The 23,912-nt window shown below is 61.4% G+C and carries 27 protein-coding genes; 15 read left to right on the top strand and 12 right to left on the bottom strand.

Going from position 1 to position 23,912, the window contains the following annotated elements:
- The first annotated feature begins 74 nt into the window (after positions 1–74).
- The 4 genes from AC1RKJ_RS04460 to AC1RKJ_RS04445 all read left to right on the top strand — a co-directional run bounded on the left by AC1RKJ_RS04460 (position 75) and on the right by AC1RKJ_RS04445 (position 3,205).
- On the top strand, positions 75–923 hold the full coding sequence (locus tag AC1RKJ_RS04460) for an alpha/beta fold hydrolase (RefSeq protein WP_492789858.1): 849 nt from the start codon (positions 75–77) through the stop codon (positions 921–923).
- A 165-nt stretch (positions 924–1,088) separates the two neighbouring features.
- Entirely contained in the window at positions 1,089–1,286 is a 198-nt protein-coding gene (locus AC1RKJ_RS04455) for a hypothetical protein (protein ID WP_492789857.1), read from the top strand.
- Positions 1,287–1,588: 302 nt separating this feature from the next.
- Positions 1,589–2,335, top strand: a complete 747-nt coding sequence (locus AC1RKJ_RS04450; RefSeq protein WP_492789855.1) for a VWA domain-containing protein — start codon at positions 1,589–1,591, stop codon at positions 2,333–2,335.
- 135 nt (positions 2,336–2,470) lie between these two features.
- The gene (locus AC1RKJ_RS04445) at positions 2,471–3,205 is read left to right on the top strand and encodes a DnaJ domain-containing protein (RefSeq protein WP_492789852.1); all 735 of its coding nucleotides are present in this window, start codon (positions 2,471–2,473) and stop codon (positions 3,203–3,205) included.
- A 215-nt stretch (positions 3,206–3,420) separates the two neighbouring features.
- On the opposite strand, the gene AC1RKJ_RS04440 is transcribed toward AC1RKJ_RS04445, so the two are convergent.
- Positions 3,421–5,394 (bottom strand): D-alanyl-D-alanine carboxypeptidase, encoded by a 1,974-nt coding sequence (locus AC1RKJ_RS04440; RefSeq protein WP_492789850.1) that lies wholly within the window; start codon positions 5,392–5,394, stop codon positions 3,421–3,423.
- Positions 5,395–5,790: 396 nt separating this feature from the next.
- On the opposite strand from AC1RKJ_RS04440, the gene AC1RKJ_RS04435 reads away from it, so the two are divergent.
- Complete coding sequence (locus AC1RKJ_RS04435; RefSeq protein WP_492789848.1) at positions 5,791–6,132, top strand: phasin family protein; 342 nt, start codon at positions 5,791–5,793, stop codon at positions 6,130–6,132.
- Between the two features lie 78 nt (positions 6,133–6,210).
- Here AC1RKJ_RS04435 and AC1RKJ_RS04430 read toward each other — a convergent pair whose 3' ends face one another.
- Together AC1RKJ_RS04430 and AC1RKJ_RS04425 are read right to left on the bottom strand one after the other, a co-directional pair.
- Complete coding sequence (locus AC1RKJ_RS04430; RefSeq protein ID WP_492789847.1) at positions 6,211–7,584, bottom strand: vWA domain-containing protein; 1,374 nt, start codon at positions 7,582–7,584, stop codon at positions 6,211–6,213.
- Entirely contained in the window at positions 7,581–7,841 is a 261-nt protein-coding gene (locus AC1RKJ_RS04425) for a hypothetical protein (protein ID WP_492789846.1), read from the bottom strand. The genes AC1RKJ_RS04430 and AC1RKJ_RS04425 overlap by 4 nt, the downstream gene beginning before the upstream one ends.
- A gap of 327 nt (positions 7,842–8,168) precedes the next feature.
- Between AC1RKJ_RS04425 and clpS the strand changes: the two genes are divergently transcribed.
- Together clpS and clpA are read left to right on the top strand one after the other, a co-directional pair.
- Entirely contained in the window at positions 8,169–8,582 is a 414-nt protein-coding gene (gene clpS / locus AC1RKJ_RS04420) for an ATP-dependent Clp protease adapter ClpS (RefSeq protein ID WP_492792645.1), read from the top strand.
- Between the two features lie 124 nt (positions 8,583–8,706).
- Positions 8,707–11,115 carry an ATP-dependent Clp protease ATP-binding subunit ClpA gene (clpA, locus tag AC1RKJ_RS04415; protein WP_492789844.1) on the top strand — a complete coding sequence of 803 codons (2,409 nt, stop codon included), beginning with the start codon at positions 8,707–8,709 and terminating at the stop codon, positions 11,113–11,115.
- Positions 11,116–11,192: 77 nt separating this feature from the next.
- On the opposite strand, the gene AC1RKJ_RS04410 is transcribed toward clpA, so the two are convergent.
- Positions 11,193–11,522 carry a hypothetical protein gene (locus AC1RKJ_RS04410; protein ID WP_492789842.1) on the bottom strand — a complete coding sequence of 110 codons (330 nt, stop codon included), beginning with the start codon at positions 11,520–11,522 and terminating at the stop codon, positions 11,193–11,195.
- Positions 11,523–11,783: 261 nt separating this feature from the next.
- On the opposite strand from AC1RKJ_RS04410, the gene AC1RKJ_RS04405 reads away from it, so the two are divergent.
- The 3 genes from AC1RKJ_RS04405 (at position 11,784) to AC1RKJ_RS04395 (ending at position 14,325) form a co-directional block, all read left to right on the top strand.
- Positions 11,784–12,737, top strand: coding sequence for a transglycosylase SLT domain-containing protein (locus AC1RKJ_RS04405; protein ID WP_492792644.1), 954 nt, complete (start codon positions 11,784–11,786; stop codon positions 12,735–12,737).
- A 509-nt stretch (positions 12,738–13,246) separates the two neighbouring features.
- Positions 13,247–13,984, top strand: coding sequence for an AzlC family ABC transporter permease (locus tag AC1RKJ_RS04400; protein WP_492789840.1), 738 nt, complete (start codon positions 13,247–13,249; stop codon positions 13,982–13,984).
- On the top strand, positions 13,981–14,325 hold the full coding sequence (locus tag AC1RKJ_RS04395; RefSeq protein WP_492789839.1) for an AzlD domain-containing protein: 345 nt from the start codon (positions 13,981–13,983) through the stop codon (positions 14,323–14,325). The genes AC1RKJ_RS04400 and AC1RKJ_RS04395 overlap by 4 nt, the downstream gene beginning before the upstream one ends.
- Positions 14,326–14,340: 15 nt before the next feature.
- Here the strand turns inward: AC1RKJ_RS04395 and AC1RKJ_RS04390 are convergent, their stop codons facing one another.
- The 4 genes from AC1RKJ_RS04390 to AC1RKJ_RS04375 all read right to left on the bottom strand — a co-directional run bounded on the left by AC1RKJ_RS04390 (position 14,341) and on the right by AC1RKJ_RS04375 (position 17,362).
- Positions 14,341–14,766 carry an HIT family protein gene (locus AC1RKJ_RS04390; protein ID WP_492792643.1) on the bottom strand — a complete coding sequence of 142 codons (426 nt, stop codon included), beginning with the start codon at positions 14,764–14,766 and terminating at the stop codon, positions 14,341–14,343.
- 73 nt (positions 14,767–14,839) lie between these two features.
- A complete protein-coding gene (locus AC1RKJ_RS04385; protein ID WP_492789837.1) occupies positions 14,840–16,012 on the bottom strand; it encodes a GNAT family N-acetyltransferase in 1,173 nt (390 codons plus the stop codon).
- 101 nt (positions 16,013–16,113) lie between these two features.
- The gene (locus tag AC1RKJ_RS04380) at positions 16,114–16,866 is read right to left on the bottom strand and encodes a glycerophosphodiester phosphodiesterase (RefSeq protein ID WP_492792642.1); all 753 of its coding nucleotides are present in this window, start codon (positions 16,864–16,866) and stop codon (positions 16,114–16,116) included.
- A gap of 28 nt (positions 16,867–16,894) precedes the next feature.
- Positions 16,895–17,362, bottom strand: a complete 468-nt coding sequence (locus tag AC1RKJ_RS04375; RefSeq protein ID WP_492789835.1) for a RidA family protein — start codon at positions 17,360–17,362, stop codon at positions 16,895–16,897.
- 213 nt (positions 17,363–17,575) lie between these two features.
- On the opposite strand from AC1RKJ_RS04375, the gene AC1RKJ_RS04370 reads away from it, so the two are divergent.
- Complete coding sequence (locus tag AC1RKJ_RS04370; RefSeq protein ID WP_492789833.1) at positions 17,576–18,442, top strand: cell envelope integrity EipB family protein; 867 nt, start codon at positions 17,576–17,578, stop codon at positions 18,440–18,442.
- A 27-nt stretch (positions 18,443–18,469) separates the two neighbouring features.
- Here the strand turns inward: AC1RKJ_RS04370 and AC1RKJ_RS04365 are convergent, their stop codons facing one another.
- From AC1RKJ_RS04365 to AC1RKJ_RS04350, 4 genes are all read right to left on the bottom strand, one after another.
- Positions 18,470–19,756: a DNA polymerase IV gene (locus AC1RKJ_RS04365; RefSeq protein ID WP_492789832.1), complete on the bottom strand. Its 1,287-nt coding sequence runs from the start codon at positions 19,754–19,756 to the stop codon at positions 18,470–18,472.
- Positions 19,757–19,760: 4 nt separating this feature from the next.
- Positions 19,761–20,045: a DUF3572 domain-containing protein gene (locus AC1RKJ_RS04360; RefSeq protein WP_492789830.1), complete on the bottom strand. Its 285-nt coding sequence runs from the start codon at positions 20,043–20,045 to the stop codon at positions 19,761–19,763.
- 361 nt (positions 20,046–20,406) lie between these two features.
- Positions 20,407–21,549 carry a tyrosine-type recombinase/integrase gene (locus AC1RKJ_RS04355; RefSeq protein ID WP_492789829.1) on the bottom strand — a complete coding sequence of 381 codons (1,143 nt, stop codon included), beginning with the start codon at positions 21,547–21,549 and terminating at the stop codon, positions 20,407–20,409.
- Positions 21,550–21,621: 72 nt separating this feature from the next.
- A complete protein-coding gene (locus AC1RKJ_RS04350; RefSeq protein WP_492789827.1) occupies positions 21,622–22,056 on the bottom strand; it encodes a helix-turn-helix domain-containing protein in 435 nt (144 codons plus the stop codon).
- 463 nt (positions 22,057–22,519) lie between these two features.
- On the opposite strand from AC1RKJ_RS04350, the gene AC1RKJ_RS04345 reads away from it, so the two are divergent.
- The 4 genes from AC1RKJ_RS04345 to AC1RKJ_RS04330 are packed head-to-tail and all read left to right on the top strand — an operon-like array spanning position 22,520 to position 23,896.
- Positions 22,520–22,741 carry a hypothetical protein gene (locus tag AC1RKJ_RS04345; RefSeq protein WP_492789825.1) on the top strand — a complete coding sequence of 74 codons (222 nt, stop codon included), beginning with the start codon at positions 22,520–22,522 and terminating at the stop codon, positions 22,739–22,741.
- Positions 22,738–23,193, top strand: coding sequence for a RusA family crossover junction endodeoxyribonuclease (locus tag AC1RKJ_RS04340; RefSeq protein WP_492789824.1), 456 nt, complete (start codon positions 22,738–22,740; stop codon positions 23,191–23,193). Before AC1RKJ_RS04345 ends, AC1RKJ_RS04340 begins: the two co-directional genes overlap by 4 nt.
- A complete protein-coding gene (locus tag AC1RKJ_RS04335) occupies positions 23,190–23,402 on the top strand; it encodes a hypothetical protein (protein WP_492789822.1) in 213 nt (70 codons plus the stop codon). The genes AC1RKJ_RS04340 and AC1RKJ_RS04335 overlap by 4 nt, the downstream gene beginning before the upstream one ends.
- 2 nt (positions 23,403–23,404) lie before the next feature.
- A complete protein-coding gene (locus tag AC1RKJ_RS04330; RefSeq protein ID WP_492789821.1) occupies positions 23,405–23,896 on the top strand; it encodes a hypothetical protein in 492 nt (163 codons plus the stop codon).
- Positions 23,897–23,912: the final 16 nt, after the last annotated feature.

Raw genomic sequence — 23,912 nt, 5'->3', positions numbered from 1 at the left:
GAAGGATTCCAAAACACTGTGATGACCAGGTGATCTGAACGAAAGTCAGCCCGCCCCGGTTTTTCGAGGACGTGATGAAGCGCGGAATTTTTATCCTGCTTGGACTGTTTGCGGTGGCGATTGTCGCTTACTTCACCGCGAGCAAGTGGGCGATCCGTCACGAAACCCTGACGTTTTATGATTCCGTGCGCGATCGGCCGGTGGTCGTGGCCATCGCAGTCCGGCGCGACAAGGAAATGTCGGCGAATGCGGGCCTGAGCGTATTGCCGGTCGCGATCGTCAACCACGGCAACACCGTCAAGTTCACTGAATACTCGTTCCTCGCAAACGTGCTGGCCGCGCGCGGTTACATGACTGTCAGCGTCCAGCACGATCTGGCGAGCGATGCGCCGCTGGTCACGAAAGTCGGCGAGCCATATGTGGGCCGTCTGCCGGTCTATGAGCGTGGCGTGGCGAACATCGATTTCGCCGTGGCGCAGATGAAGAAGATCCAGCCGAACGCTGACTATGACCGCCTCACAATGGTCGGCCATTCCAACGGCGGCGACATCTCGATGTATTTCGCCAAGATGCATCCGGAAAGCGTGAAGAAGGTTGTCACGCTCGACAATCTGCGCGTGCCGTTCCTCACCGAAGGCAAGTTCAAGATTCTTTCGTTCCGCTCGAAGGACGCCGTCTTCAAGCCGGATCCGGGCGTCGTGCCTGATGACGATATTTGCGAGCAGTCCGGCATCACCGTGGTCAATACCGGTTTCAAGCACACCGATATGAGCGATCGCGGACCGGACAATGTGAAGACGTCGATCCAGGGCGTTCTCGACAAATTCCTGGAAGACGACAGCAAGCTGGCGCCGGTCGATACCAAAAAGATCACCGTTCCGCAGCCTGGCCCGATCGCGCAGGTCGCTCCTCCGATCAACTGACACTTTGTGATCATTGATTTGTCGCGCGTTCGTCACCGGATCGGTGGCTGCACGATTGCGTGATGCATTCTCCTGCCGGCGTTTTCACCTTGAACTGCCACATTTCGTTGGTGGCATGACATCTGCTTGTTTCAGGCAAGCAGATCGTCAACAGAGGGGACAGTCATGGCCATCAGCACGTCTTTTCGCTCTCCAGGTCTTGTGCCATCAGGTCTTGCGCCATCGATGGGCGAGCAGATCGCGCCGATGATCAGCGATGACGAATGCGTGTCGCGTCTGGCGCGCGCCGTTGCCGACCACGACGACCGTCAGTTGAATGAGGTCGCGCAACTCATCGGGCGGCTCGCGGTGCCGATCGAATAGGCGGTCGGCGCGACTTATTTTGGCGCGCGCTTCGTATGCGCAATCTCTCTCCGTATCGTCCCCGCGAAGCGGGGACCCATGCTCCCTGATTCATCGGCGTTATCGCGATAGTTGTGTTCGTCATGGCCAGGCTTGACCCGGCCATCCACGTCTTCGTCTCCGCAGTACAAAAAAAGGCGACGTGCCGAACATAAGTGAGCGTCGGAGCCGAACATTCAGGCTGTCGATGGACGCTCGATATGTGTCATTGACCGGGCTCCGATCGCGCTCCACATAAGACGGGTATTCCTTTGCGAGCTGATATGACCCGCGATCCGACCATTCCAACGAGCGGAGACAAGACCGTCGCAGGCCAGCGCGGCGCGTCGTCGGTCGCGCAATCCGATACGTCGGCCGACATCGCCGCGTTCGTCGCCAAGGCGCGCGCAATGACTCCGGGCAAGGCCGGTACCGGCCGCATGATCTTCGCGCTCGACGCCACCATGAGCCGGCAGCCGACATGGGACATGGCGTGCCAGTTGCAGGCCGACATGTTCCGCGAGGCCGGCAGCATTGGCGGACTGGCCGTGCGTCTCGTTTACTATCGCGGTCTCAACGAGTGCCGCGCCAGCGGGTGGATTTCGGACACCGCGCACCTTGCCAAACTCATGGCGAAGATCGATTGCCAGGGCGGCCAGACGCAACTCGGCCGCGTGCTGTCGGACGCGCGCAAGGAAGCCATCGCTTCGGGCGTGCGCGCCATCGTGTTCGTCGGCGATGCGATGGAGGAGAATGTGGATGCGCTGTGTGCCACCGCGGGTGAACTCGGCCTGCTGAAGGTGCCGTGCTTCATGTTCCAGGAGGGCAACGAGCCGGCGGCTGAAGCAGCGTTCCGCGAAATCGCGCGTTTGACCGGGGGGGCGTGGTGCCGTTTCGACATGGGCTCTGCGGCGCAGTTGCGCGAGCTTCTGCGGGCGGCGGCGGCTTACGCAGCGGGCGGGCGGGACGCGCTGATGCGGCTGGCGAAGAATACGTCGGGGGCGGCGGCGCTGCTCGGGCAGATGAAGTGACCTGTGGCGCCGGGGCAGGCGCGGCGTTATTTCGCAATATGTCGGCTTAACAAATCCCCGTATCGCCATAGATCAGGTATGCGTGTCGTCTCGGCACGCCGCTGAAGAACGATTTGCAAGGATGACCTGATTCCCATGCCGACCCTGATCGCAGGCATTGTCGCCGTCGCGCTGATCTATGTTGCCCTCAACGTCATCAAGGGCGCAGATCCGAAGTGGCTCGCGAAGATCGTTCGGGGCGGCGGCGGCGTGGTGACGCTGGCGGCCGCGGCGTTCATCGGAATCAGGGGCGAACTGGCCGTGGCAATCCCGCTCGGCATTTTCGGCGCGGGCCTGCTCGGCTGGTCGCCGTTCGGGGCGCAACTCGGCTCCGCGTGGGGCAACTACGGCCCCGGCGCGTGGAAGTCACAGGGGCAGAAGTCCCAGGTACGGTCCCAGTTTATAGAGATGACGCTCGACCACGACACCGGTGCGCTTGAGGGGCTTATTACCGCCGGACCCGAAGCGGGGCGTGTACTGGACGACTTCACGCTCGACCAACTCATTGCTCTGGCGCGGGGGTTCGACGCGGAGAGCTGGGCTCTTCTTGAAAGTTATCTGGACCGCCGGTTTCCCGCCTGGCGTGAGCACGCGCAGGGCGAAGGGACAGGCGGGGGTGGTCGCGAGGATCGCCGTGCGTCGTCGAGTGGAAAAATGACGACGGAGGAGGCCTATCAGATCCTTGGCCTGAAGCCGGGAGCGGGGCGCGATGACATCAGCCGGGCGCACCGTGGACTCATGAAGAAACTTCATCCCGACCAGGGGGGCTCGACGTATCTCGCTGCCCGGGTGAACGAAGCCAAGGACACTCTTCTTCGCAATCATCACTGACTCCAGCACGCAACATCACGCCACAAACTGCGAGCAGCTCTTTCCTCTGTGTTGAATGCCCCTGCGGGCGCCCGCCGTTGTCCGGCGTGATCGTTCCCACGATTAAGGTTTTAGAGACCAAATCTTGAAAAATGGTTGCACGCGCGGAGCCGCAACAAAGAAAAAGCCCGCGGCAGAACCGCGGGCTTTGTCGTGGGACGATCCGGTTGAGCCGATCAGTTCCTGATGGCGATGCAGGAGATGTCGGAGCGCTTCAGCGTGCGGCAGGCGGCTTCGGCGGAATCCTGATTGAGGCCTGCGAAGCGCGCGCGATAGAGCGTCTTGTTGCCCTTCGACACCGTTTCGGTGAACGGGTCGGCATCGCTGAGCAGGCGGCTTGCGCTGCCGCGGGCCGCATCGAGCCGCTGGCGTGCTTCGCCTTCGCTTTCAAGCGCACCGACCTGAATGATCCAGCCCGAGCGCGCAATGGCCTTGATCGCGCCGTTGTGCTGCATGGTCTGGGTAGGCTGCTGCACTGGTTGTGCGGCGGCCTGCTGGACAGGCTGGCGGGCAGGCTGCTGCTGTGGCGCCGACGAGGTCTGAAGGGCGATCGCCTGCGCGCCGAGCGTGGTGGGCGGCGTTCCGCGCGGGTTGGGATCTGCGTAGGCGAGGGTTTGTGCAGGAGGCGTCGCCGACGAGGACGGCGTACCGATGACAACCTGTCCGATGCCGTTGCTGGTGTTCGGCTGGGCCGGAAGCGGAGCGGGGAAATCGTTGCGCGGCTGGGCATAAGCCACAGGCCACGGTTCCGAACGTGGATCGGCCTGCCGTTCGGTTCTGGATTCGGCGGGCGCTTCAGCCTTGATGTCAGCCTTCATATCGGCCTTGGCGACAACAGCCTTTGAGGTCTCCGCGACTTCAGCCTTGCGCGGCGCAGGAATAGTGCTGGTCGAAACCGGAGCCGGTGCGCCCGGCGCTGCCGAAGCGACCTTGGTCTGCCCCATCCGGACCTGAACGGTTCTGACGCGTACCGGCGTCATCGGTTCGGCCGATCCGGGAATGGTGGCGATGGCCTGTGAGGAAATCACGCCGCTGGTCAGCGGAGCGGGAGCGGGCTTGTCCTGCGTGTCCGCGACAGCCTTGACGGGCGCACGGGGTGTGGGAAGCGGAACGGGCTCCGGCGCGGTAGACGCAACCTTGATCGCGCCTTGCACCTGAACGACGGGGCGGGACTTCGTCTCGACATTGCTGTCGGTGTCGCCGTCATCTGCGCTGGCGAGCCGGGTGTCGCCGCCGCGTTCGGTGATGGCTGCGACGGTGCGGCGGGTGGCGGCTTCATCGAGATGTTCGGCGAGCAGGTTGCGCATGATCGCGTCGCGCGAACCGCCGCTGCGGCCGCCCATCACGACACCAACCACATGCCGGTTGCCACGCTTCATCGAGGTGACGAGGTTGAAACCGGACGCGCGCGTGTAGCCGGTCTTGATGCCGTCCACGCCTTCGACGCGGCCGAGCAGCTTGTTGTGATTGCGGATCGAGCGGCCCTTGTAGTTGAAGGCCTCGGTCGCGAAGTAGCGGTAGTATTTCGGGAAGCGGTCCTGAATGGCGCGGCCGAGCGTGGCCTGATCGCGCGCGGTGGTGACCTGCGTGTCGTCCGGCAAGCCGGATGCGTTCTTGTAGACCGTCTTGCTCATGCCGAGCGCGCGCGCCTTGCGCGTCATCGCCTTGGCGAAATCATCTTCATCACCGGCGATGGCTTCCGCGATGACCACGGCTGCGTCGTTGGCGGAGCGGGTCACGAGGCCCTTGATGGCGTCTTCAACGCGGATCGACTGGCCTGGCCGCAAGCCGAGCTTGGTCGGGGCCTGCTGCGACGCATGGACCGACACGTCCATCTGGGTGTCGAGTTTCATCTTGCCGCTCTCCAGCCGCTCGAACAGCATGTAGAGCGTCATGATCTTGGTGAGCGAAGCGGGATGGCGCAGGCTGTCGGCGCTGGAGGCCTGCAGGGTGCTGCCGGAATTGGCGTCGACAATGATGGAGGAGAAGGCGGGGCTGTAACTCGATACGGCGGCGTGGTGGCGGTGCCGGTGGCGCCGGCGGGCATCGGCTGTGTCGATCGTGAAAGTGACGGCCACGGAGATGGTGGCGACGCCGAGAAGGCAAAGACCAAGCGTCCGTACTGACGCTGCCGATTTGACCCCAAGCATGAATTTCCCCGTCCGATTCCCAGTGTATTCGCCTCGTTCTGAGGCCAAAATTTGGTCCGGCGCTGCCTTTCTTCTTCGGCCGCGACGTCCGTGCGAAACCGCCGCTCCAGCCATTGACCGGATGCGCGTTCATCCAGTTAAGGCATTGGAGTTGCGCCGCTTTTCGGATTCCGGATCGAAAGCGAAAAGCGCAGGGAATCAAAGTAGGTGGGGACGGTTTCGAAAGGGTTAAGCAAGGGTTTCCGAAGCCGTCAGGATTTGTCTCGGATTTAAGACGATTGTGCGACGCACAAGATTCTTGACTTCTATTGTGCGTTGCACTATACGAAAGTCGTGGTTAGGGAGCCGGGTACCTCCCGGCAAGTGCAGGTCATCAAGTCTGGGAAAGGACCCTCTATGGTTAAGGTTGAAGAGTTTCAGCAGTACGGCAAAGAGCAGTTCGACGCAGCGGTTGCCTCTGCGAACACGTTCTCGAGCGGCCTTCAGTCGATCGCCAACGCATACGGCGAATACGCCAAGAAGTCGTTCGAAGACACCAAGTCGTTCGTCGAGAAGCTGTCGGGCGTGAAGTCGATCGAAAAGGCCATCGAAATTCAGACCGAATACGCGAAGACCTCCTACGAGACCTTCGTCGCCGAGTCGCAGAAGATCGGCGAGCTTTACACCGATCTCGCCAAGCAGGCTTTCAAGCCGTTCGAAGGCTTCGTCGCGAAGGTGACGCCGACCACCACCCACTAATTTCACGGTTCTCTCCACTGACGAAAAAGCCCGGCTCAATGCCGGGCTTTTTTATTGCGGTGTGGAGGGGCCGCTTTGTTATTTCGCGATGCGCAGTTTCGACAGCGCCGATCCGATCGAACTGAACGCCGTGTTGATGCCGCTGGCGCTCGTGGTCGCGAAGTAGTTGCTGCTGCCGCTGGCGCAGTACGACATCACGCTCGATGTGTTGTCGTTGGCCGTGTTCACCTGGATCGTATAGATCGTGATACCCGAGGCCTTGGCGTTATCGCACAGAAGCCTCTGGCGTGCGTCGATCTCCGATGCGCTCGAACTGGTGCGGTTCTGCGTGTTGTCGCCGTCGGACAGCAGGATCACGGCCTTCGTGTACTTGTAGTTGGCATCCTCCGGAGGAGCGTTGAAAGGGTCCTGTTGCAGCAGCGACAGCCAACCCCACGCCATGCCGATCGCCTGGTTGGTGTTGCCCTGCGGCTGCATCGCATCGACTTTGTTCTTCAACGCCGTCCAGTCATAGGTCAGAGGCAGGATCGACGTCGGGCAGTCGGAGTAGTTCTCCGCCGGAAACTGCGTGTTGCGATCGGAGATATTGTTTGCAGTCGCCTTTGTATTAAAGGGGGCCGTACTCAACGTATCGTATGCTGTCGGAGTATCGACACGATCCGAAACGCAGCCGGTCCATCCGTTGGATGACGTCGCCGTCCAGTTGTCGCCGCCCTTATTGGTACAGTCGGTCTGGGTCAGGAAGCCCAACGTCGTGGAGCCCCACCATCCCGCTGACTTGGTGCATGTTCCAAGATCCCAGCGGAGCCATTTTGCAGACTTGTTGGACGTATCGACGTTGACGTCCTTGGCAAAGGGCACGATCGAAACATAGACGTCGCCATTGGTCTTCGCTGCGGACTGCAACTGATCGAGAAGACTCTTCGCGGCAGTCTTCAGGGCGGTCATCTTGCCGGCACTGGCCATCGAGCCGGTATTGTCGAGCGCCAGCGCGACGCGCAGCTTGGTCGTTCCCCAGACCGTGGTCGAACTCGCACCGAAGTCGATGGCAGGATAGCCGATGACCCGCATGAAATCGGTGTTCATCGACGCCGTACCGTTCAGAACGATTTTGGAGCCCTGGCTGGCGCTGTTGGTGTAGGTCGCGGTGACGACGACACCCTGCGCCTCGGGGTGCTTGTAGAGTGAATTGAAGTAAATCTGCGCCTTCTGGTTGATTTCAGCCGCGCTCAGGCCCGTCGCATCCTTCGAGATCATCAGGGCCGCGGTATCGAGAGCGGCCTGCATGGCGGTGCGGGCGTTATTGACGCGGGCATAGTCGATCGCTGTGCCGACGCTGACCAAGATCGGAACGATCGCGATGCCAAAAAGGACGGCGACGTTGCCGCCGTCTGCGCGGCGGAAGCGGGCGAGCAATCCCAGGGCCCGGCTGAAAATCGATGCATCATTCATGGCGTCACCAGAAAAATGAGGTTCTGGGACGCGGATAGGCCGGAGGCGTGAAGAGGTAGTAAAATGCTGCGATGAATAACGGGTGCACCTGACGAGAAGGCGGCCGGCCGCGCATTCAGCGCGGTTTCATTCTTAAGGGAGGGTTGCCCGTTTCGCTCGAATTTTATCGGTTCAGCGCCCAAAAGAGCGGTGGCGGAAGGCCGGGGACGCTTGAAAATCGATGCAATGTTCATGGCGATCACCAAAAAATGGGTCATGCCATGTGATAGGTGCGGGCGATGAAGGGGCGGTAAAAGTTGCGGCCAATCTACGTAAAATGCCCCATAAAGTGCCGCTGACAGGCTGTAATCGGCGCAAATGCTGAATGGTGTTCCAACGATCTTCAGCGAATTTGGCGTGAATTGACGGCAATTGCATTAACCACGTGCAATCGCCGCAGCCTCGCAACGCTGTCTTTTCTGTACGGTTTCGGGCGGTAATGGCCTGCTTGCGGGCAGGCCAAGGGCGACCCATATTGTTAATGTAATCGGAGGCGATTTGCTGTGGGCAAAGCGCCATTTCTGGGGATTTCGAACTCTCAAGCCATGCTGCAATTGTCTTCATACCTGGAACCAGTCGCGGCGCCTCAGGCGGCCGGCGAGCAAGCCGCCAGCGTCAGCCCGCGAATGAGCAAGGATGATAACGGCAACAGCGGGCGCAGTGGCCCCGGCACGTCCGTTATTACCAAGGTCAAGCCGAAGACCAAGAAACCGAACCTGTATCGCGTCCTGATCCTGAACGACGACTACACGCCGATGGAGTTCGTCGTCCACGTTCTAGAGAAGTTCTTTAACAAGGACGTTGAAGCCGCGACCACGATCATGTTGCATGTCCATCATCACGGCATCGGCGAGTGTGGCGTTTTTACATACGAAATCGCCGAAACCAAGGTGACGCAGGTGATGGACTTTGCACGAAAACATCAGCATCCTTTGCAATGCGTGATGGAAAAGAAGTAGCCTTTGAGTCGATCCGGCGATGCCGCCGGAACATGGAACAACACAGACAGGTTGCAGGAACTGATCAAGCCGGACCGGACCACAAAACGATCGAATGACATGGCGGGGGCCATAAGGGACGCGAATGCCGACTTTCTCTCAGAGCCTTGAACAATCCCTGCACCGCGCGCTGGCTATCGCTAACGAGCGCCACCATCAGTACGCGACGCTCGAGCATCTGCTGCTTTCGCTGATCGACGACTCCGACGCCGCCGCCGTGATGCGTGCGTGCAGCGTCGATCTCGACAAGCTGCGCGGCAGCCTGGTCAACTATCTCGAAACCGAATTCGAAAATCTGGTGGCGGAAGGCGCGGACGACGCCAAGCCGACGGCCGGATTCCAGCGCGTCGTGCAGCGTGCGGTGATTCATGTGCAGTCGTCCGGCCGCGAGGAAGTTACTGGGGCCAATGTGCTGATCGCGATCTTCGCGGAGCGCGAAAGTCATGCGGCGTATTTCCTGCAGGAGCAGGACATGACCCGCTACGACGCGGTGAACTACATCAGCCATGGCATTGCGAAGCGGCCCGGCGTGTCCGAGGCGCGGCCTGTGCGCGGCGTCGACGAGGAAGCCGACACCAAGGGCAACGACGATTCCAAGAAGAAGGGTGAGGCGCTCGATACCTATTGCGTCAACCTCAACAAGAAGGCGCGCGACGGCAAGATCGATCCGGTGATCGGCCGCCACGCCGAAATCAACCGCGCCATTCAGGTGCTGTGCCGCCGCCAGAAGAACAATCCGTTGTTCGTCGGCGAGGCGGGCGTCGGCAAGACTGCGATCGCCGAAGGTCTTGCCAAGCGCATCGTCGACAGCGAAGTGCCGGAAGTGCTGGCAGCGTCCACCGTGTTCTCGCTGGACATGGGCACGCTGCTCGCGGGCACGCGCTATCGCGGCGACTTCGAGGAGCGACTCAAGCAGGTCATCAAGGAACTCGAAGCGCATCCCAATGCGATCCTGTTCATCGACGAAATCCATACGGTGATCGGCGCGGGCGCGACCTCGGGCGGGGCGATGGACGCATCCAATCTGCTGAAGCCGGCGCTGGCGTCCGGCACCATCCGCTGCATGGGGTCCACCACCTACAAGGAATACCGTCAGCACTTCGAGAAGGACCGCGCGCTGGTGCGCCGGTTCCAGAAGATCGACGTCAACGAGCCGACGGTGGATGACGCCATCGGCATCCTCAAGGGCCTCAAGCCGTATTTCGAGGACTATCACAAGCTGAAATACACCAACGAGGCCATCGAGGCCGCGGTGAACCTGTCTGCGCGTTACATCCACGACCGCAAGCTGCCGGACAAGGCGATCGACGTGATCGACGAATCCGGCGCGGCGCAGATGCTGGTGCCCGAGAACAAGCGCAAAAAGACCATCGGCATCAAGGAAATCGAAGTGACCATCGCGACGATGGCGCGGATTCCGCCGAAGTCGGTCTCGAAGGACGATGCCGAGGTGCTGAAGCATCTCGAACAGACGCTGAAGCGCACCGTGTTCGGTCAGGACAAGGCCATCGAGGCGCTGTCGGCGTCGATCAAGCTCGCCCGCGCGGGTCTGCGCGAACCGGAAAAGCCGATCGGCTCTTACCTGTTCTCAGGCCCGACCGGCGTCGGCAAGACCGAGGTCGCCAAGCAACTGGCGGCGTCGCTCGGCGTCGAACTGATCCGCTTCGATATGTCGGAGTACATGGAGCGGCATACCGTGTCGCGCCTGATAGGCGCGCCTCCGGGCTATGTCGGTTTCGACCAGGGCGGTCTGCTGACCGATGGCGTGGACCAGCATCCGCATTGCGTGGTGCTGCTCGACGAAATCGAGAAGGCGCATCCGGATCTCTACAACGTGCTGTTGCAGATCATGGATCACGGCAAGCTGACCGACCATAACGGCAAGCAGGTCAACTTCCGCAACGTCATCCTAATCATGACCACCAACGCGGGCGCCGCCGACATGGCGAAGGCTGCGTTCGGTTTCACGCGCAGCAGGCGGGAAGGCGAGGATCACGAGGCGATCAACCGGCAGTTCGCGCCGGAGTTCCGCAACCGTCTGGATGCGATCGTGTCGTTCGCGCATCTGAACCCGGACGTGATCGGCATGGTGGTCGAGAAGTTTGTGCTTCAGCTCGAAGCCCAGCTCGCGGACCGCGATGTGACCATCGAACTCTCCGAGCCCGCCAAGGCGTGGCTGGTGCAGGAAGGCTATGACGAACAGATGGGTGCGCGGCCGATGGCGCGTGTCATCCAGGAGCACATCAAGAAGCCGCTGGCGGATGAAGTGCTGTTCGGCAAGCTGAAGGGCGGCGGCCATGTCCGCGTCGTGCTCATCAAGGACGAGCAGGGCCCGGAAGCTGGTAAAGACAAGATCGGCTTCGAGTTTGTCGAAGGCCCGGTCACGCCGAAGCCTGAGAAACTGCCCGGGACGCGCAAGCGGACCGCCTCACGCAAGCCGAAGGGTGGCGATGGCGGTTCGAAAAGCCCGGCCAAGCCGCTGGCGAAGGTCTGAGCGCGAAGCTCTGGTTCCGTGACAATGAAAACCCGGCGATCGCACGATCGCCGGGTCTTTGTTTGCACGCAGCGAAATTAAAACCGTTTCAGCGCGGCGATAATCGGAAGGAACGTCGCATTGATAACTTTGGCGGCCTCCGAGGCGACCATGATGGCGGTCAATGCGACCAATGCCGTGACAATGACATACTGCGCCGTTGCGATGGCGATCAGCGGCTTCAGCAACGCGCGAGTTGCTCGCTTTAGCCCATCGCGCGGGGGCGGTGCCGCGACGACGAAGTCATCTGGAAAGTCGCTCGTGTCATCGGCGGGACAATCGGCATCGTGCGTTTGCGCAGATGTGACGTCGTGCGCCGTGCCATCCGGCGCGAAAGCCAATTTGGTGTCTGCGATCTCGTCACTCATCCCGGCGCTTTCGATGTCTGTTCACCCTAAGCTGGAGGTGGAGACGAGGCCATGACGGGCGGTGGAAAGGTTTCGTTAACGTAAACGGTTTGGCGAACAGGCATGCGCGATGCGGCAACATCCTCGTCCGATGGATAAGGGATCTTCAGCAAGCTGCTTCGGATATTCAGTTTTCCGGACTCGCTGCGCAGTTTCGCTCGCACCGATCCGCTTTTCGACACTCTCGTCTGACAAATGGTCCCGATGAAACGACGGTTCCTGATGAAGCGGCTGGCGTGTCTGGTTGCCGGTGTGGCGCTGCTGGCGATGCCGCAGATCGCGCACGCAGACGAACCGGATTCGCCCGCACCGGCGGCTGAGACAAAGCCCGCCGATCCGGCGCCAGCTGCCGCCACGGCGAAGGACGCTGATGCGCGCGAGGCGATGTGCCTGATGATCGAGTCCGCTGCATCGGCCCATGATCTGCCGCTGGAATTCTTCGCCCGCGTCATCTGGCAGGAGAGCCGGTTCCAGCCCGATGCGGTGGGGCCGGTGACGCGCAACGGCCAGCGGGCGCAGGGCGTCGCGCAATTCATGCCGGGCACGGCCAGCGAGCGCCGTCTGCTCGATCCGTTCGATCCCGTGCAGGCGCTGCCGAAGTCGGCCGAGTTCCTGCGCGAACTGCGCGATCAGTTCGGCAATCTCGGACTTGCGGCGGCGGCCTATAATGCCGGGCCGCGGCGCGTGCAGGAATGGATCGCCGGTACGGGCTACATGCCATCCGAGACGCGCAACTATGTCTTCGCAATCACCGGTGCCTCGGTGGAGGATTGGGCGGCTGCCGGCAAGGAAGGCAAGGTCAAGGATCGCGCTGCACCGGGCGGTTGCCGCGAATTGATGGCGCTGCTGCGGCGCGCGCCGAACCCGTTCATCACGGAGCTTGAACAGCGCGTGAAGCTCGGCGCGGCGATGCCGTGGGGCGTGCAACTCGCCGCCGGTTTTTCGCGCGACAGGGCGCTTGCGGCCTACGCCCGCTCCATGAAGCGGCTGAGCGCTGTGATCGGCGACCGCGATCCCAGTATTTTGAGTTCGATCTTCCGCAGCCGCGGCACGCGCACGTTCTATCAGGTGCGGGTCGGGGCGGATACGCGCGCCGCCGCGAACGACCTGTGCGACCGCATCAAGCGCGCGGGGCAGGCGTGTATCGTTCTGAAGAACGCACAGGGACGCGGCTGACACCGCGCGCCTGCGGCTGCAAATGCGCGAGCGCACTGAATCTCGTGTGACGGTTAACGGCCGCGCCAATCAATGCGCGCAAGAAACTCAATAATTACAGGGGTTTTTTACATTCGCGCGCGGCGTCTTATGCTCAACGAAATGCTAACGGCATCGCGACCATTTGACTTTAAGTTTTGCGAAACCGTTTTCCACTCATCTGGACCGGTACAGCGGAACATTTTTCCGCGTCACCGCCAGGAGGCTGTCGTGCTGACATTCGGAATGATCGGTCTTGCGTTCGCGGCGTTGTGCGTGCTCGGCACGCTGTCGTCGTCCGTGCGCGAGCCGTCGATCTGATCCATTTGACTCGCGGTGCTAAGCCCGGCTGCAAGAGACGCATGCTGCGCAGACGGCCGCGTGACGCATTTTCGCGTCGCTGCATCCTGAAAATGGCGGGCGCCGTCTCTTGACGGCAGGGTCGTTTCACCCGCGTGATGAATCAGGCGATTCATCGGTATAGCTTTCCCTTGGCACTTCCAGCTCTCGATTCCCCGAAATGGCAAAGCGCGTCCGCGGCCTTCGCGCTCGGCGTGAAATCCGCGCTGTCGTCGATTCTGGCGCTGGTGCTGTTCGGCACCTTCATCGGCGTCGGCGCTTTCGCGCATGACACCGGCTTTACGCTGGGATGGGCCTTGGCCAGCACGGTGCTGGTCTGGGCGGGACCTGCGCAAATCATCCTGATCTCGACATCTCACGCCGGGGCCTCGCTGCTGGAATCGGCGCTGGCCGTGACCGTCAGCGCGATCCGTCTGCTGCCGATGGTGGTGGCCGTGCTGCCGTTGCTGCGTTCGCCCGACACCAAGATGCGCCAGCTCGCGCTGCCGGCGCACCTGACGGCGGTGACCGTGTGGGTCGAGGGCTTCCGTTTGCTGCCGCATGTGCCGCGCGAACGGCGGATCGCCTTCATCAACGGGCTCGGCTGCGCGCTGGTGTTCCTCAGCTGTGTTGCGACGACGATCGGCTACGGCCTCGCGGCCAATCTGCCGCCGCTGCTGGCCGCCGCGATCCTGGCGCTGACGCCGCTGACATTCCTGATGTCCACGGCACGGAACGCCAACCGGCTGGTGGACAAGCTCGCGCTGGCGTTCGGGCTTGCACTCTATCCGCTGGTGCAATTGCTGCACACCGGCGTGGACATCATGATCTGCGGGGTGACCGCCGGCACCCTGGCCTTTGGCATTCATCGCTGGAGGAAGCGCAGATGACCGGGCTTTTCGGTGACGGACATGCCATCGCGTTGCTGCTGCTCGCGGGTTTTCTTTCGAACGAGGTCTGGCGCGTGATCGGCCTCGTCATCGGCGGCGGCATCGACGAGGGATCTGAGTTTCTGGTCTGGGTGAGGGCGGTCGCCGTCGCGATTCTCGCCGGCGTCATCGCGCAGATTCTGATTTCGCCGCCCGGCGCGCTGGCGACGGTGCCGGACGTGGTGCGCTATGGCGCGGCCGTGGTGGGCTTCGCGGTTTATCTGGCGGCGCGAAAGTCGGTTTTCGCCGGCGTGGTCGCAGGCGAGATCGTCATTCTCGGAAGCAAATGGTGGATTGGCTAAACCACCTTCGGAAAATCAATCCTTCAACGCAGCGATGATCCGCGTGGCGTGATCTTCCAGCACCTTGACGTCTTCCTTGCGGCTCGCCGGTGGCAGCAGCGCGACGCCTTCCATCCGGGGCATGATGTGCACATGCAGATGGAATACGACCTGTCCGCCAGCCTGCTCGCTGAATTGCTGCAAGGTGATGCCGTCGGCGTTGAATGCCTTTTTGCTGGCAATGGCGATTTTCTTCGCGGTGCGGATGACATGCGCGAGGCTATCCGGCGCGATGTCCAGAATGTTACGCGCCGGGGTCTTCGGGATCACCAGCGTATGGCCGGGCGAGCGCGGCATGATGTCGAGAAACGCGAGCGTATGTTCGTCCTCGTAAACCTTGTGGCAGGGCAACTCGCCGCGCAGGATTTTCGCAAAGATGTTGTTGGTGTCGTAAGCCGTCATGAGCGCCTCGAAATGAACAGCGTGAACAATCGCTGCGAAGACCGGCGCGGTCAAGCGCAAGAAATCCTGTCGTCTAGTCTTCGCCGTCTTTCTTGCGGAACGGTCCGGCGTCGGTCAGTTCGCGCACCGCCTCCTGCACATAACCGCGCTCGTGCTTGAGATAGTCGCGCACGGCGCGGCGCAGCGCCGGATCGGCGATATAATGCGCGGAGTAGGTGGTCTGCGGCAGGTAGCCGCGCGCGATCTTGTGTTCGCCCTGCGCGCCGGCCTCGACGCGCTTCAGTCCGCGCCGGATCGCAAAATCGATGGCCTGATAATAGCAGACCTCGAAATGCAGGAACGGATGATGCTCGACCGCGCCCCAGTGACGGCCGAACAGCGTGTCCGATCCGATGAAGTTGATCGCGCCTGCGATCCACTGGCCGTCGCGCTTCGCCATCACCAGCAGCACGTCGTCCGGCATGGTCTCGCCGATCTGGTCATAGAACGCGCGGGTGAGATAAGGCCGGCCCCATTTGCGTGAGCCGGTCTCCATGTAAAACTCGAAAAAGGCATCCCATGCGTCCGGCGTGATGTCGCCGCCGGTGAGGGGATGAATGGTGATGCCGTTGGCCAGCGCGTCCCGGCGCTCACGGCGGATCGCCTTGCGGTGGCGCGAGGCCAGCGTGGCGAGGAAATCCTCGAAGGTGCCGTAGCCGTCGTTGCGCCAGTGAAACTGCTGGTCGGTGCGTTGCAGGAATCCGTGCGCGGCGAGGAATGTCCATTCGTCTTCGCGCGCGAAGGTGACATGCACCGATGAGGCCTGGGTCGCGCCGCAGAGCGCGACCAATCCGGCTGCCAGCGACTCACGGACACGCGGTGCATCCGCGCTTTCGCGCACCAGTAGCCGAGGCCCGGTGGCCGGCGTGAACGGAACGGTGGCTTGCAGTTTCGGATAATAGCTGCCGCCGGCGCGGGCATAGGCGTCGGCCCAGCCGTGGTCGAACACGTATTCGCCCTGCGAATGATTTTTCAGGTAGCACGGCACGATGCCGACGGCCTTGCCGCCGATCCGCGCGATCAGGTGGCGCGGCGCCCAGCCGGTGCGCGCGATGGCAGAGCCTGACTCTTCCAAAGCAGCAAAAAAGGCGTGCGTCACAAACGGATTGTAGCTGCCATCTGAATTGGCACACGCATTCCACTCATCGGCCGTGATCTGGCCGATGGAGGACACCGCTTCAAGAGTGATTTCGCAGGGATCCGTCAAAGGGGGAGAGTACCGTGGCCGTGAGAAAACCGAAACCGTTCAGCATTATAGATCGGCCTTCGCGCGGATGACTTCAAGTATCTGGCATCGCGCCTTTCGGCCTACTCTGGGATGAACCCCTCGAAGGTCATCTGGTCGGCGTAACGGGAGGTGCGCGCGCGCTGTTCCGGTGTTCGCACCGTCCATGTCACAAGCGCGCAGCCGAAGATGTTGCGCGCAATCCAGGGCGCGGGCGCGGGCAAATCATCGACCCGGTAGCTGACAAAATGCGGCTGCGTCCGGAAGGCATGGCGCAATCCGGTCATCTCGCGGGTTATCGCAGGTGGCAGTTGCTTCCATTCGCCCTCGGTATAGCGCCGTTCCGCGACGATGCCGCGCGGCAGATGGGGCATCAGTTCGCGCAGCGCCATCACCTGGGCGGGATCGAACGACATTGCCGCCACGGGGCCGGCGTAGCTGGCGAGAACCTCAGCCATTCGTGTCACCAGCGTCCGGTCGCCATCGAAGCGGCTTTTCACTTCAAGCACCAGCGGCACGCGGCCGGCGACGCGCGCGCAGAGGTCGCCGAGCGTCATCATGTGTTCCGCCGTGTGCTTGAAACCCACCTGCCTGAGTTGTGCGGCGGTCAACGCGCGCAGCTCGCCGCTGCCCTGGGTGAGGCGACCTAATTCGTAGTCGTGATGCACCATCGCTTCGCTGTCGGCGGTGGGTTGCAGATCGACCTCAATGGCGAAGTTGCCTGCGACCGCAGCGTCTATCGCCGACGGCATGTTCTCGATGATGCCGCGCGCGCGGTCGTGCAAGCCGCGATGCGCGATGGGTCGCGCCGTCAGCCAGCCGGGCGCGCGGGACATCATGGTGCTATTTTTTGGAGCATGATGCTCAGGCTACCTCGAAGATGCCTTCGACTTCGACTGCGGCGTCAGAGGGAAGGGCGGCAACGCCAACCGTGGTGCGGGCATGGCGGCCCTTGTCGCCGAAAGCCGCCACCATCAGATCCGACGCGCCGTTGAGCACCTTCGGACCATCGAGGAAGTCCGGCGTCGCATTGACGAAACCACCGAGGCGCACAACGCGCGCCACCTTGTCGAGATCGCCCAGCGCCATCTTCACCTGAGCCAGCAGGTTGATCGCGCAGCCGCGCGCGGCGGCGGCGCCTTGTTCGACGGTCACGCCCGCGCCGAGCTTGCCCTTCGCAATCAGTTTGCCTTCCGGCGTGTTGCAGACCTGGCCGGAGACGAACAGCAGGTTTCCGGTGCGCACAAAGCCGACATAATTTGCCACCGGCGCATTGGGTTCATGCAACTCGACACCCAGCGCGCTCAACTTCTGCTCGACCGTTCCCGCCATATTTTTCCCCGATATTGTGCTTGATGTTTGCCCGTAATCGTAATGAAGTCCCGCATGTTGGGCGCGTCATATTTCGCCCATCGTGGTGGCACATGCAAGCGCGCGGAAACGGCGATTTTTGCTGCTGAAGTGAAGAGATTTCGCTGGTCTGCCCCGGTTGCGGCGCAATGCTGCGGCTATTATCCTTTGATTCTCATATTTTAAGGAGACGCCATGCGTCGCGCGCGCCGGATTTCAGGTTGTGGACCGATTGCCTTGCTGGTGTCAGCTGCTTTTCTCGCACCGGGTATAAATACCGTTCAGGCAGCGCCGGCGGTTTCGTTTCTCGCGCATCAGGCGGTTTACGATCTGAGCCTGAAGTCGTCGCGGGGCGGCGCCAGCGTCAACAGCGCGCGGGGCCGCATCCTGTACAATTTTGCCGGCAGCGCCTGCGAAGGCTACTCCACCGAATTCCGGCAAGTGTCGCAAATCGACACCGGCGAGGACAAGACCACGACGAGCGATCTGCGCTCGACGAGTTGGGAAGACGCCGCAGGCAAGACCTATCGTTTCAAGATCGACACCCGCATGAACGACACCGCCACGTCGTCGGTGGATGGCATCGCGGAGCGCGACGGCAAGACCATCAAGGTTCAGCTGAAGCAGCCCAAGGTGAAAACCTTCACCATCGACGGCGCGGTTTTTCCGACAGAACAGGTCAAGCTCATCATCGAAGCCGCGCGCGAGGGCAAATCGCTGCTCGAACTCGTGGTCTACGATGGCTCAGACGACGGCGAGAAGGTCTACAACACGCTGACCGTGATCGGGCAGCCGATCCCGGGCACCAAGGCGCCGGTGACGCCGGATGCCGCGACCGGCAACGAGGCCTTCAAGTCGCAGACGCGCTGGCCGGTCACCGTCAGCTATTACGATCGCGCGGCGCAGTCCTCCAAGTCGGGCGAGCAGACGCCGGTCTATGCCATGTCCTTCGAATTGTATGAGGACGGAGTCTCGCGCGCTCTGGTGCTGGACTACAACGACTTCGTCATCGCAGGCGCCATGGGCAAGATCGACATCAAGGAAACCAAGCCTTGTAAGTAGAACGCCCGCGAGCAGGGCGGCGCGCCGTCACTCTCCCTTCGCCGGTCCGTCATAGGCAATGCCGCGCATCACCGCGGCGTTGCCGAATTTCTTGCGGACGTTGTCCATCGCGCGTTCGGCGTGGGCCGTGCGCCGGTCCAGCAAGTCCTGGTCGTCGGCTTCCGCGCCTGGCTTGAGCGCGCTGACGCCCGCGCCGATCAGCCGGAATGCGGTGCCGTCGATCTCGCGGCCAAGCATTTCGCGCACGGTGGCGAAGATGCGCGTGGCGAGCTGCGTCGGCACCTGAATGGATTGCGAGCGCGTGCGTTGCCTGAAATCCGCGGTCTTGAGCTTCAGCGTGATGGTCGAACCGGAGAGATCGCCGCTTTTAAGGCGTGACGACACTTTTTCGCATAACCGCCACAGGATTTTCTCCAGCGTTGCGAAATCCCGCACGTCGGTTCCCAGCGTCGTCTCATTCGAGATGGTCTTGGCGCCGCGGTCCGCAACGACCTTCCGGTCGTCGATGCCGCGCGCCAGCCGCCACAGCCGCCGCCCTTCGGGGCCGAACTGCTTCATCAGGTCGGTCTCGTCCGCGTGCTGCAAATCCTTGATAAGGCGGAAGCCCCGCTGCGACAGTTTCTCCTGCGACGCAGGGCCGACGCCATAGATGAATCCCACGGGCCGGTCGGCCAGCATCCCGCGTGCCTCGTCCTGATCCAGCACGGCGAAGCCACGCGGCTTGTCGAGGTCGGAGGCGATCTTGGCCAGAAACTTGTTCGCCGACAGTCCGACGGACACGGTGATTCCGATATCGCGCTCCACCTGCGAGGCAAACCGCGCAAGCACCTTCGCGGGGATCATGCCGTGCACGAGCGTGGTGCCGCTCAGATCGAGAAATGCTTCGTCGATGGACAGCGGCTCGACCAGTGGCGTCAGCGCCATCATCGCCTGACGCACCTCGCGGCCAACGCGGACATATTTCGCCATGTCAGGATAAACGACAACAGCCGAGGGACACAGGTCTAGCGCCTTGAACATCGGCATCGCCGAGCGCACGCCATAGGTGCGCGCGATGTAGCACGCCGCCGAGACGACGCCGCGCTTGCCGCCGCCGATGATCACGGGCTTGTCGGCGATGTCCGGATTGTCGCGCTTCTCGACCGTGGCGTAGAACGCATCGCAATCGATGTGGGCGAGCGTCAACGCGCCCAGCGCGCGGTGCCGGACAAGGCGGGGAGAACCGCATTCCGCGCAGCGCGGGGCTTTGGCCGTGGCGTCCGACAGGCAGTCACGGCAGAACCCCGGCGAATCGGTGGGCGGGCGGTCGCTCAATGCGTCACTCCCAGCGTGGCTCCAGAACCTCGCGTGCGTTTGCGACAGCCTGCGGCGTCAGTTGCGAGGCGTCGGCGAAAGCCTTCACGGTCGCGTCATCACGCACGATGAAATCCAGCACGCCGGCGAGGAACTTCGGGTCGGAGGCGGCGGTTCGCAACGTTTGCGGTCCGATACCGCTCTCGGTCAGGAACATCCCTAGCCGTTCCGGGTCCGACGCAAGGAAGGAGAGGGCCTGAATCGCAACAAATTCAGCAGCTTCCTGAGGGGTTGAAGGGCCTTTTGTCATTGATCGCGTTTGCCTTTCCGTAACCTATCGTCTCTAAGTTCCGGGGACTTTTTGTATCGCGTTGTATCTGCGTGAGAAATTCGAGATCGTTGCCCTAGATAGCCGCTATTGGCTCAGTGTATTTCATTTTGTATCTTTCTATCTTCTGGTTTGTATCTCAAAAACGCGCCCAAACGGGGCGTTTGCGCTCACGTTTTCGCAGGTGTTTTTTGCTCGCAAACCGGCAGCGACGTGTTCAACCGCGAAGCGATCTCGGCCGCCATATCTTGATGCGCGCAGGTGCAAATCGGACCACTTTCCGTGCGCCGATAAACGTTGTGGCCTGCGGCGACAATAGGGAAGTCTTCAGCGGTTAAAGGTCTCATTCTGCTGGCTCCAACATTCCGCCCGAGATCAGTTCCACACCAGCGGCCAAGCCCTCGGGGCAGTGGTGGCCGTAAACCCGTCGCACGGTCTCGATCGTATCACCCAGGATGCCGGCGACAATCCAGATCGGAACGCCGCGGCGAAGCATCTGAGTGGCCGCCGTGTGGCGCAGGACGTGCGGACTGACGTCCTCAACGCTGGCCAGCTTTGCGATTTTCTTGATGGCGCGCTCGATCTTCGGCATGTCGCTGTCGACGACGAAATCGCTCACCCGCTCCTTGTAAGCCCGCTTCAGGATCGGCAGCAGCGCCTTCGAGATCGGGACGCTCACGCGTCGCTTTTTGGTCTTCCGTCGGCCCGGTACGTTGTAGTGGACGACCTTCATTTCGAAGTCGACCCGGTCCCACGTCAGTTCGAGGATGGCCGTCAGACGCGCGGCGGTTTCGAGCCCGAGCCACAGAAAGCGCTCGCCGGCCGAGAGCAGGCCGTCGTCACGCAGTTTCACCGCGGCGTCGACCAGCTTTTGAATTTCGTCGACACGCAGCCAGCGGTCGCGTGGATCGCTGTCAGGCGGCAATTCGAACACCGGAATGTCACCCGGTTTGATGATCCGCTGCTTCGGCTTCACGCACCAGTTGAAGCACGCCTTCAGGATCGAGAGCTCGTATCGGATTGTCGCCGGCGCCGCGGGGCGCTTGCCGATCGTGCCGGCCGCGCGCAGCTTAATGTACTGCTCGACCTTGTCGTCGCCATCCTCGTTTTTCTCGCCGAAGGCCGTCAGCTTCAGAGCACCGAAATGCGGTTCGAGGTTTTTCCATGCGCCGTCAGGCCCCGTGCTCGTGACGTTGTTCTTCTCGACGTGCCGTTTGAAGTATTCGCCCCAAAGCTCGGCGGTCGTGAACGTGGCGCCGCCGTTGGCGTCCTGCTGTTCGCCGATCAGCCAGTGCGCGAAGAAAGTCTGCGCTTTAGTCTCTTCTTTCTGACCAGTGCTAAGACGCTTCGATCGTCGCCCTTCGGTCCAATGAATGTAGAAGCTGCCGTTGTCGGCTTGTCGCAAGGTGTATGACGGCATTTGATACGCTCCTTGTAAATGGCGAGGTCGTCTTCGCTGATCGTGGGCGGCCGTCCCGGCAGCCATGTTATTTGTTTCGTGTATCGCAGCCTGCGCACTCGCTCGACCGAGCAGCGCAGATCCGCGGCGACTTCGGCCTCAGTCAGTTGCTTTGGCATCTTCAGCTTCGAGCAGGCCCAGGATTTTGATCGCGAGCGACGTCGACACCAGCCTGTTAATGCGCAGCCAGGCCGACTTCGGGTCGCCCGGGCTCACTCGCATGTCGATTTCGGGGTTGTCCTTCTCGATCGCGCTTTCGGTGTAGTTCGGCAGCAGAAGTTCGGGTTTTGTGTCGAGCGCCTTCGCCAGTGCGGCGAGATTGTCCGGGCTCGGCAGCGAAGCGCCGCGCAGATAGACAGAAATAGCGTTGCGTGGGAGGTTGGCTTTTCGCGCAAGATCGGCCTGGCGCCAGCCCTTCTCGATCATCAGTTTGTACAACCGTCTGGCGAACTCTTCCTTAGCTAGATGCTTCGGAACAAGACGCGTCGGCGCTGCTTTCGCGCCGGAAACATGCGTTCTGTACGATTTAGCCATCTTGCGATGCCCTTCTACACATTAAGTCGGGTATACCTTGTATGCCCGTTGTATGTCTGTTTAGATGGGGGCATGACATACGTCAAGTGCGTTTGTTGGGCGCTTAAAGAAAGGTGGTGAAAAATAAATTGAAACCCGTTCTGTCGTGTTCCGTACACGGAAATTCATTTTGTGGTTGACAGCAGGACAACTTGTCCGGCATACATCGTGATACAGCAGACAAACACGATACAATTTCAGCCATGTTTGATTATAAAGCCTTCTTGACTGCCGAGTTCGTATCGCTGCAGAATGTTCCCGTTCTGTTCCGTCGATACGGTCTCACCGCGCCCGAAAATGGGGCGGTCGACAAATGGGCTCAACGGAACAGCGTACCGAGTGCGTGGTTCCCAATGATCCTTGCTCTGTTGGAACTTGAGCACGGCTGTCCGGTCGCGCTCGGCAAGTATGTGCGGGGGACTAGATGCCTTTAAAGAGCATTGTGGATAAAGAAACGACGCAGTTTTTCGAGATCAAACATGATCTGACGGACGCGATCCGCGACAACATTCCGAGCATAATCGAGTTTCACTTGAACGAGCTTGTCGTGATGCAGATGCACACGGACAGCGATCGGCTGCGGCGCGCCTGCGCGAAAACCATAGCCGAGCACCAGACGGCCAAAGCGGCCGCAGTACGCGCATGATTGAGATCGTTCTTGCTGGTGCGCCGCGCGGCAAAGAACGCGTTAAAACCGCTGCTGACGGGCACGCTTACACGCCTGAACGCACCGTGAGTTTTGAGGGCCGGCTGGCTTATGCAGCACAGATCGTGATGGGCGATAAACCGCCGCTCGATGGCCCTCTAATTCTTGACGTCCGAATGTACATGGCTGTCCCTTCGTCGAAGTCGAAAGCCTGGCGCGCTGCCGCGCTGCTTGGAATTATTCGGCCGACCGTAAAGCCGGATTGGGACAACGGCGGAAAGCTCACAGACGCATTGAATTTGATCGTGTGGATCGACGACAAGCAGATTGTCGATGGCCGGGTCCGCAAATGGTACAGCCTTCGACCGCGCACGGTTTGTCGCGTGACGCCTGTCGTTTGGGGCCACAACGGTGGGCCGCCGATCGACGATGAAGAGAGCGTCTTCGCATGACTGAAGATCCGAACGAAGCCTACGATATCGCGCCGATCCCGCCTGGCGAACTGATGCACTCGCGCGGTTGGGTGCAGCTTAACCGCAACGGTATTTTGCAGTGGATCGGCCCGCCCGAGGAAATGGCGAGACTTGCCGGCGATCCTGCGGCCCGCGCCGAAGCGCGCCGATCTAAAAAGCACCACGACGTAAAACCGGAGAGGATTTAGAAATGAAGCTGCCTGTGCTGTTTCTAGGGCCGTTGCGCAAACGGCTGCACGCCATCGCTGCGTCACGCCCGCCGAATTACATCATCGGCGGCGCCGAGAACGCCTATATGCGGCGCTGGTGGGTGATCCCGCGCAACAAGTATTTCAACATTTATCTGCACCACTTTCTGCGTTCGGATGACGATCGCGCGCTGCACGATCACCCGTGGTGGAACGTATCGATCCTGCTTGAAGGCAGCTACACCGAGCACACGATCTCTGCCGGCGGGGTCCATCATGCGGTCGAGTACAGTGCCGGCGCGCTGAAGGGGCGCTACGCCACCTACGCGCACCGGATCGAGCTCGACAAAGGCCCGTGCTGGTCGCTGTTCATCACCGGCCCCGTTATTCGAGAATGGGGCTTTCATTGTCCGAAGGGTTGGCGGCCGTGGAAAAAATTCGTCGACGACCGAGACACGGGGCAGATCGGCGCCGGTTGCGATGATTTGTCTTGACTGTATTAAATAACGG

It is taken from the genome of Afipia sp. GW822-FHT04G07, assembly GCF_058800765.1.
The sequence above is the reverse complement of the archived record's forward strand: the minus strand, read 5'-3'. Positions and strand labels throughout refer to the sequence as shown.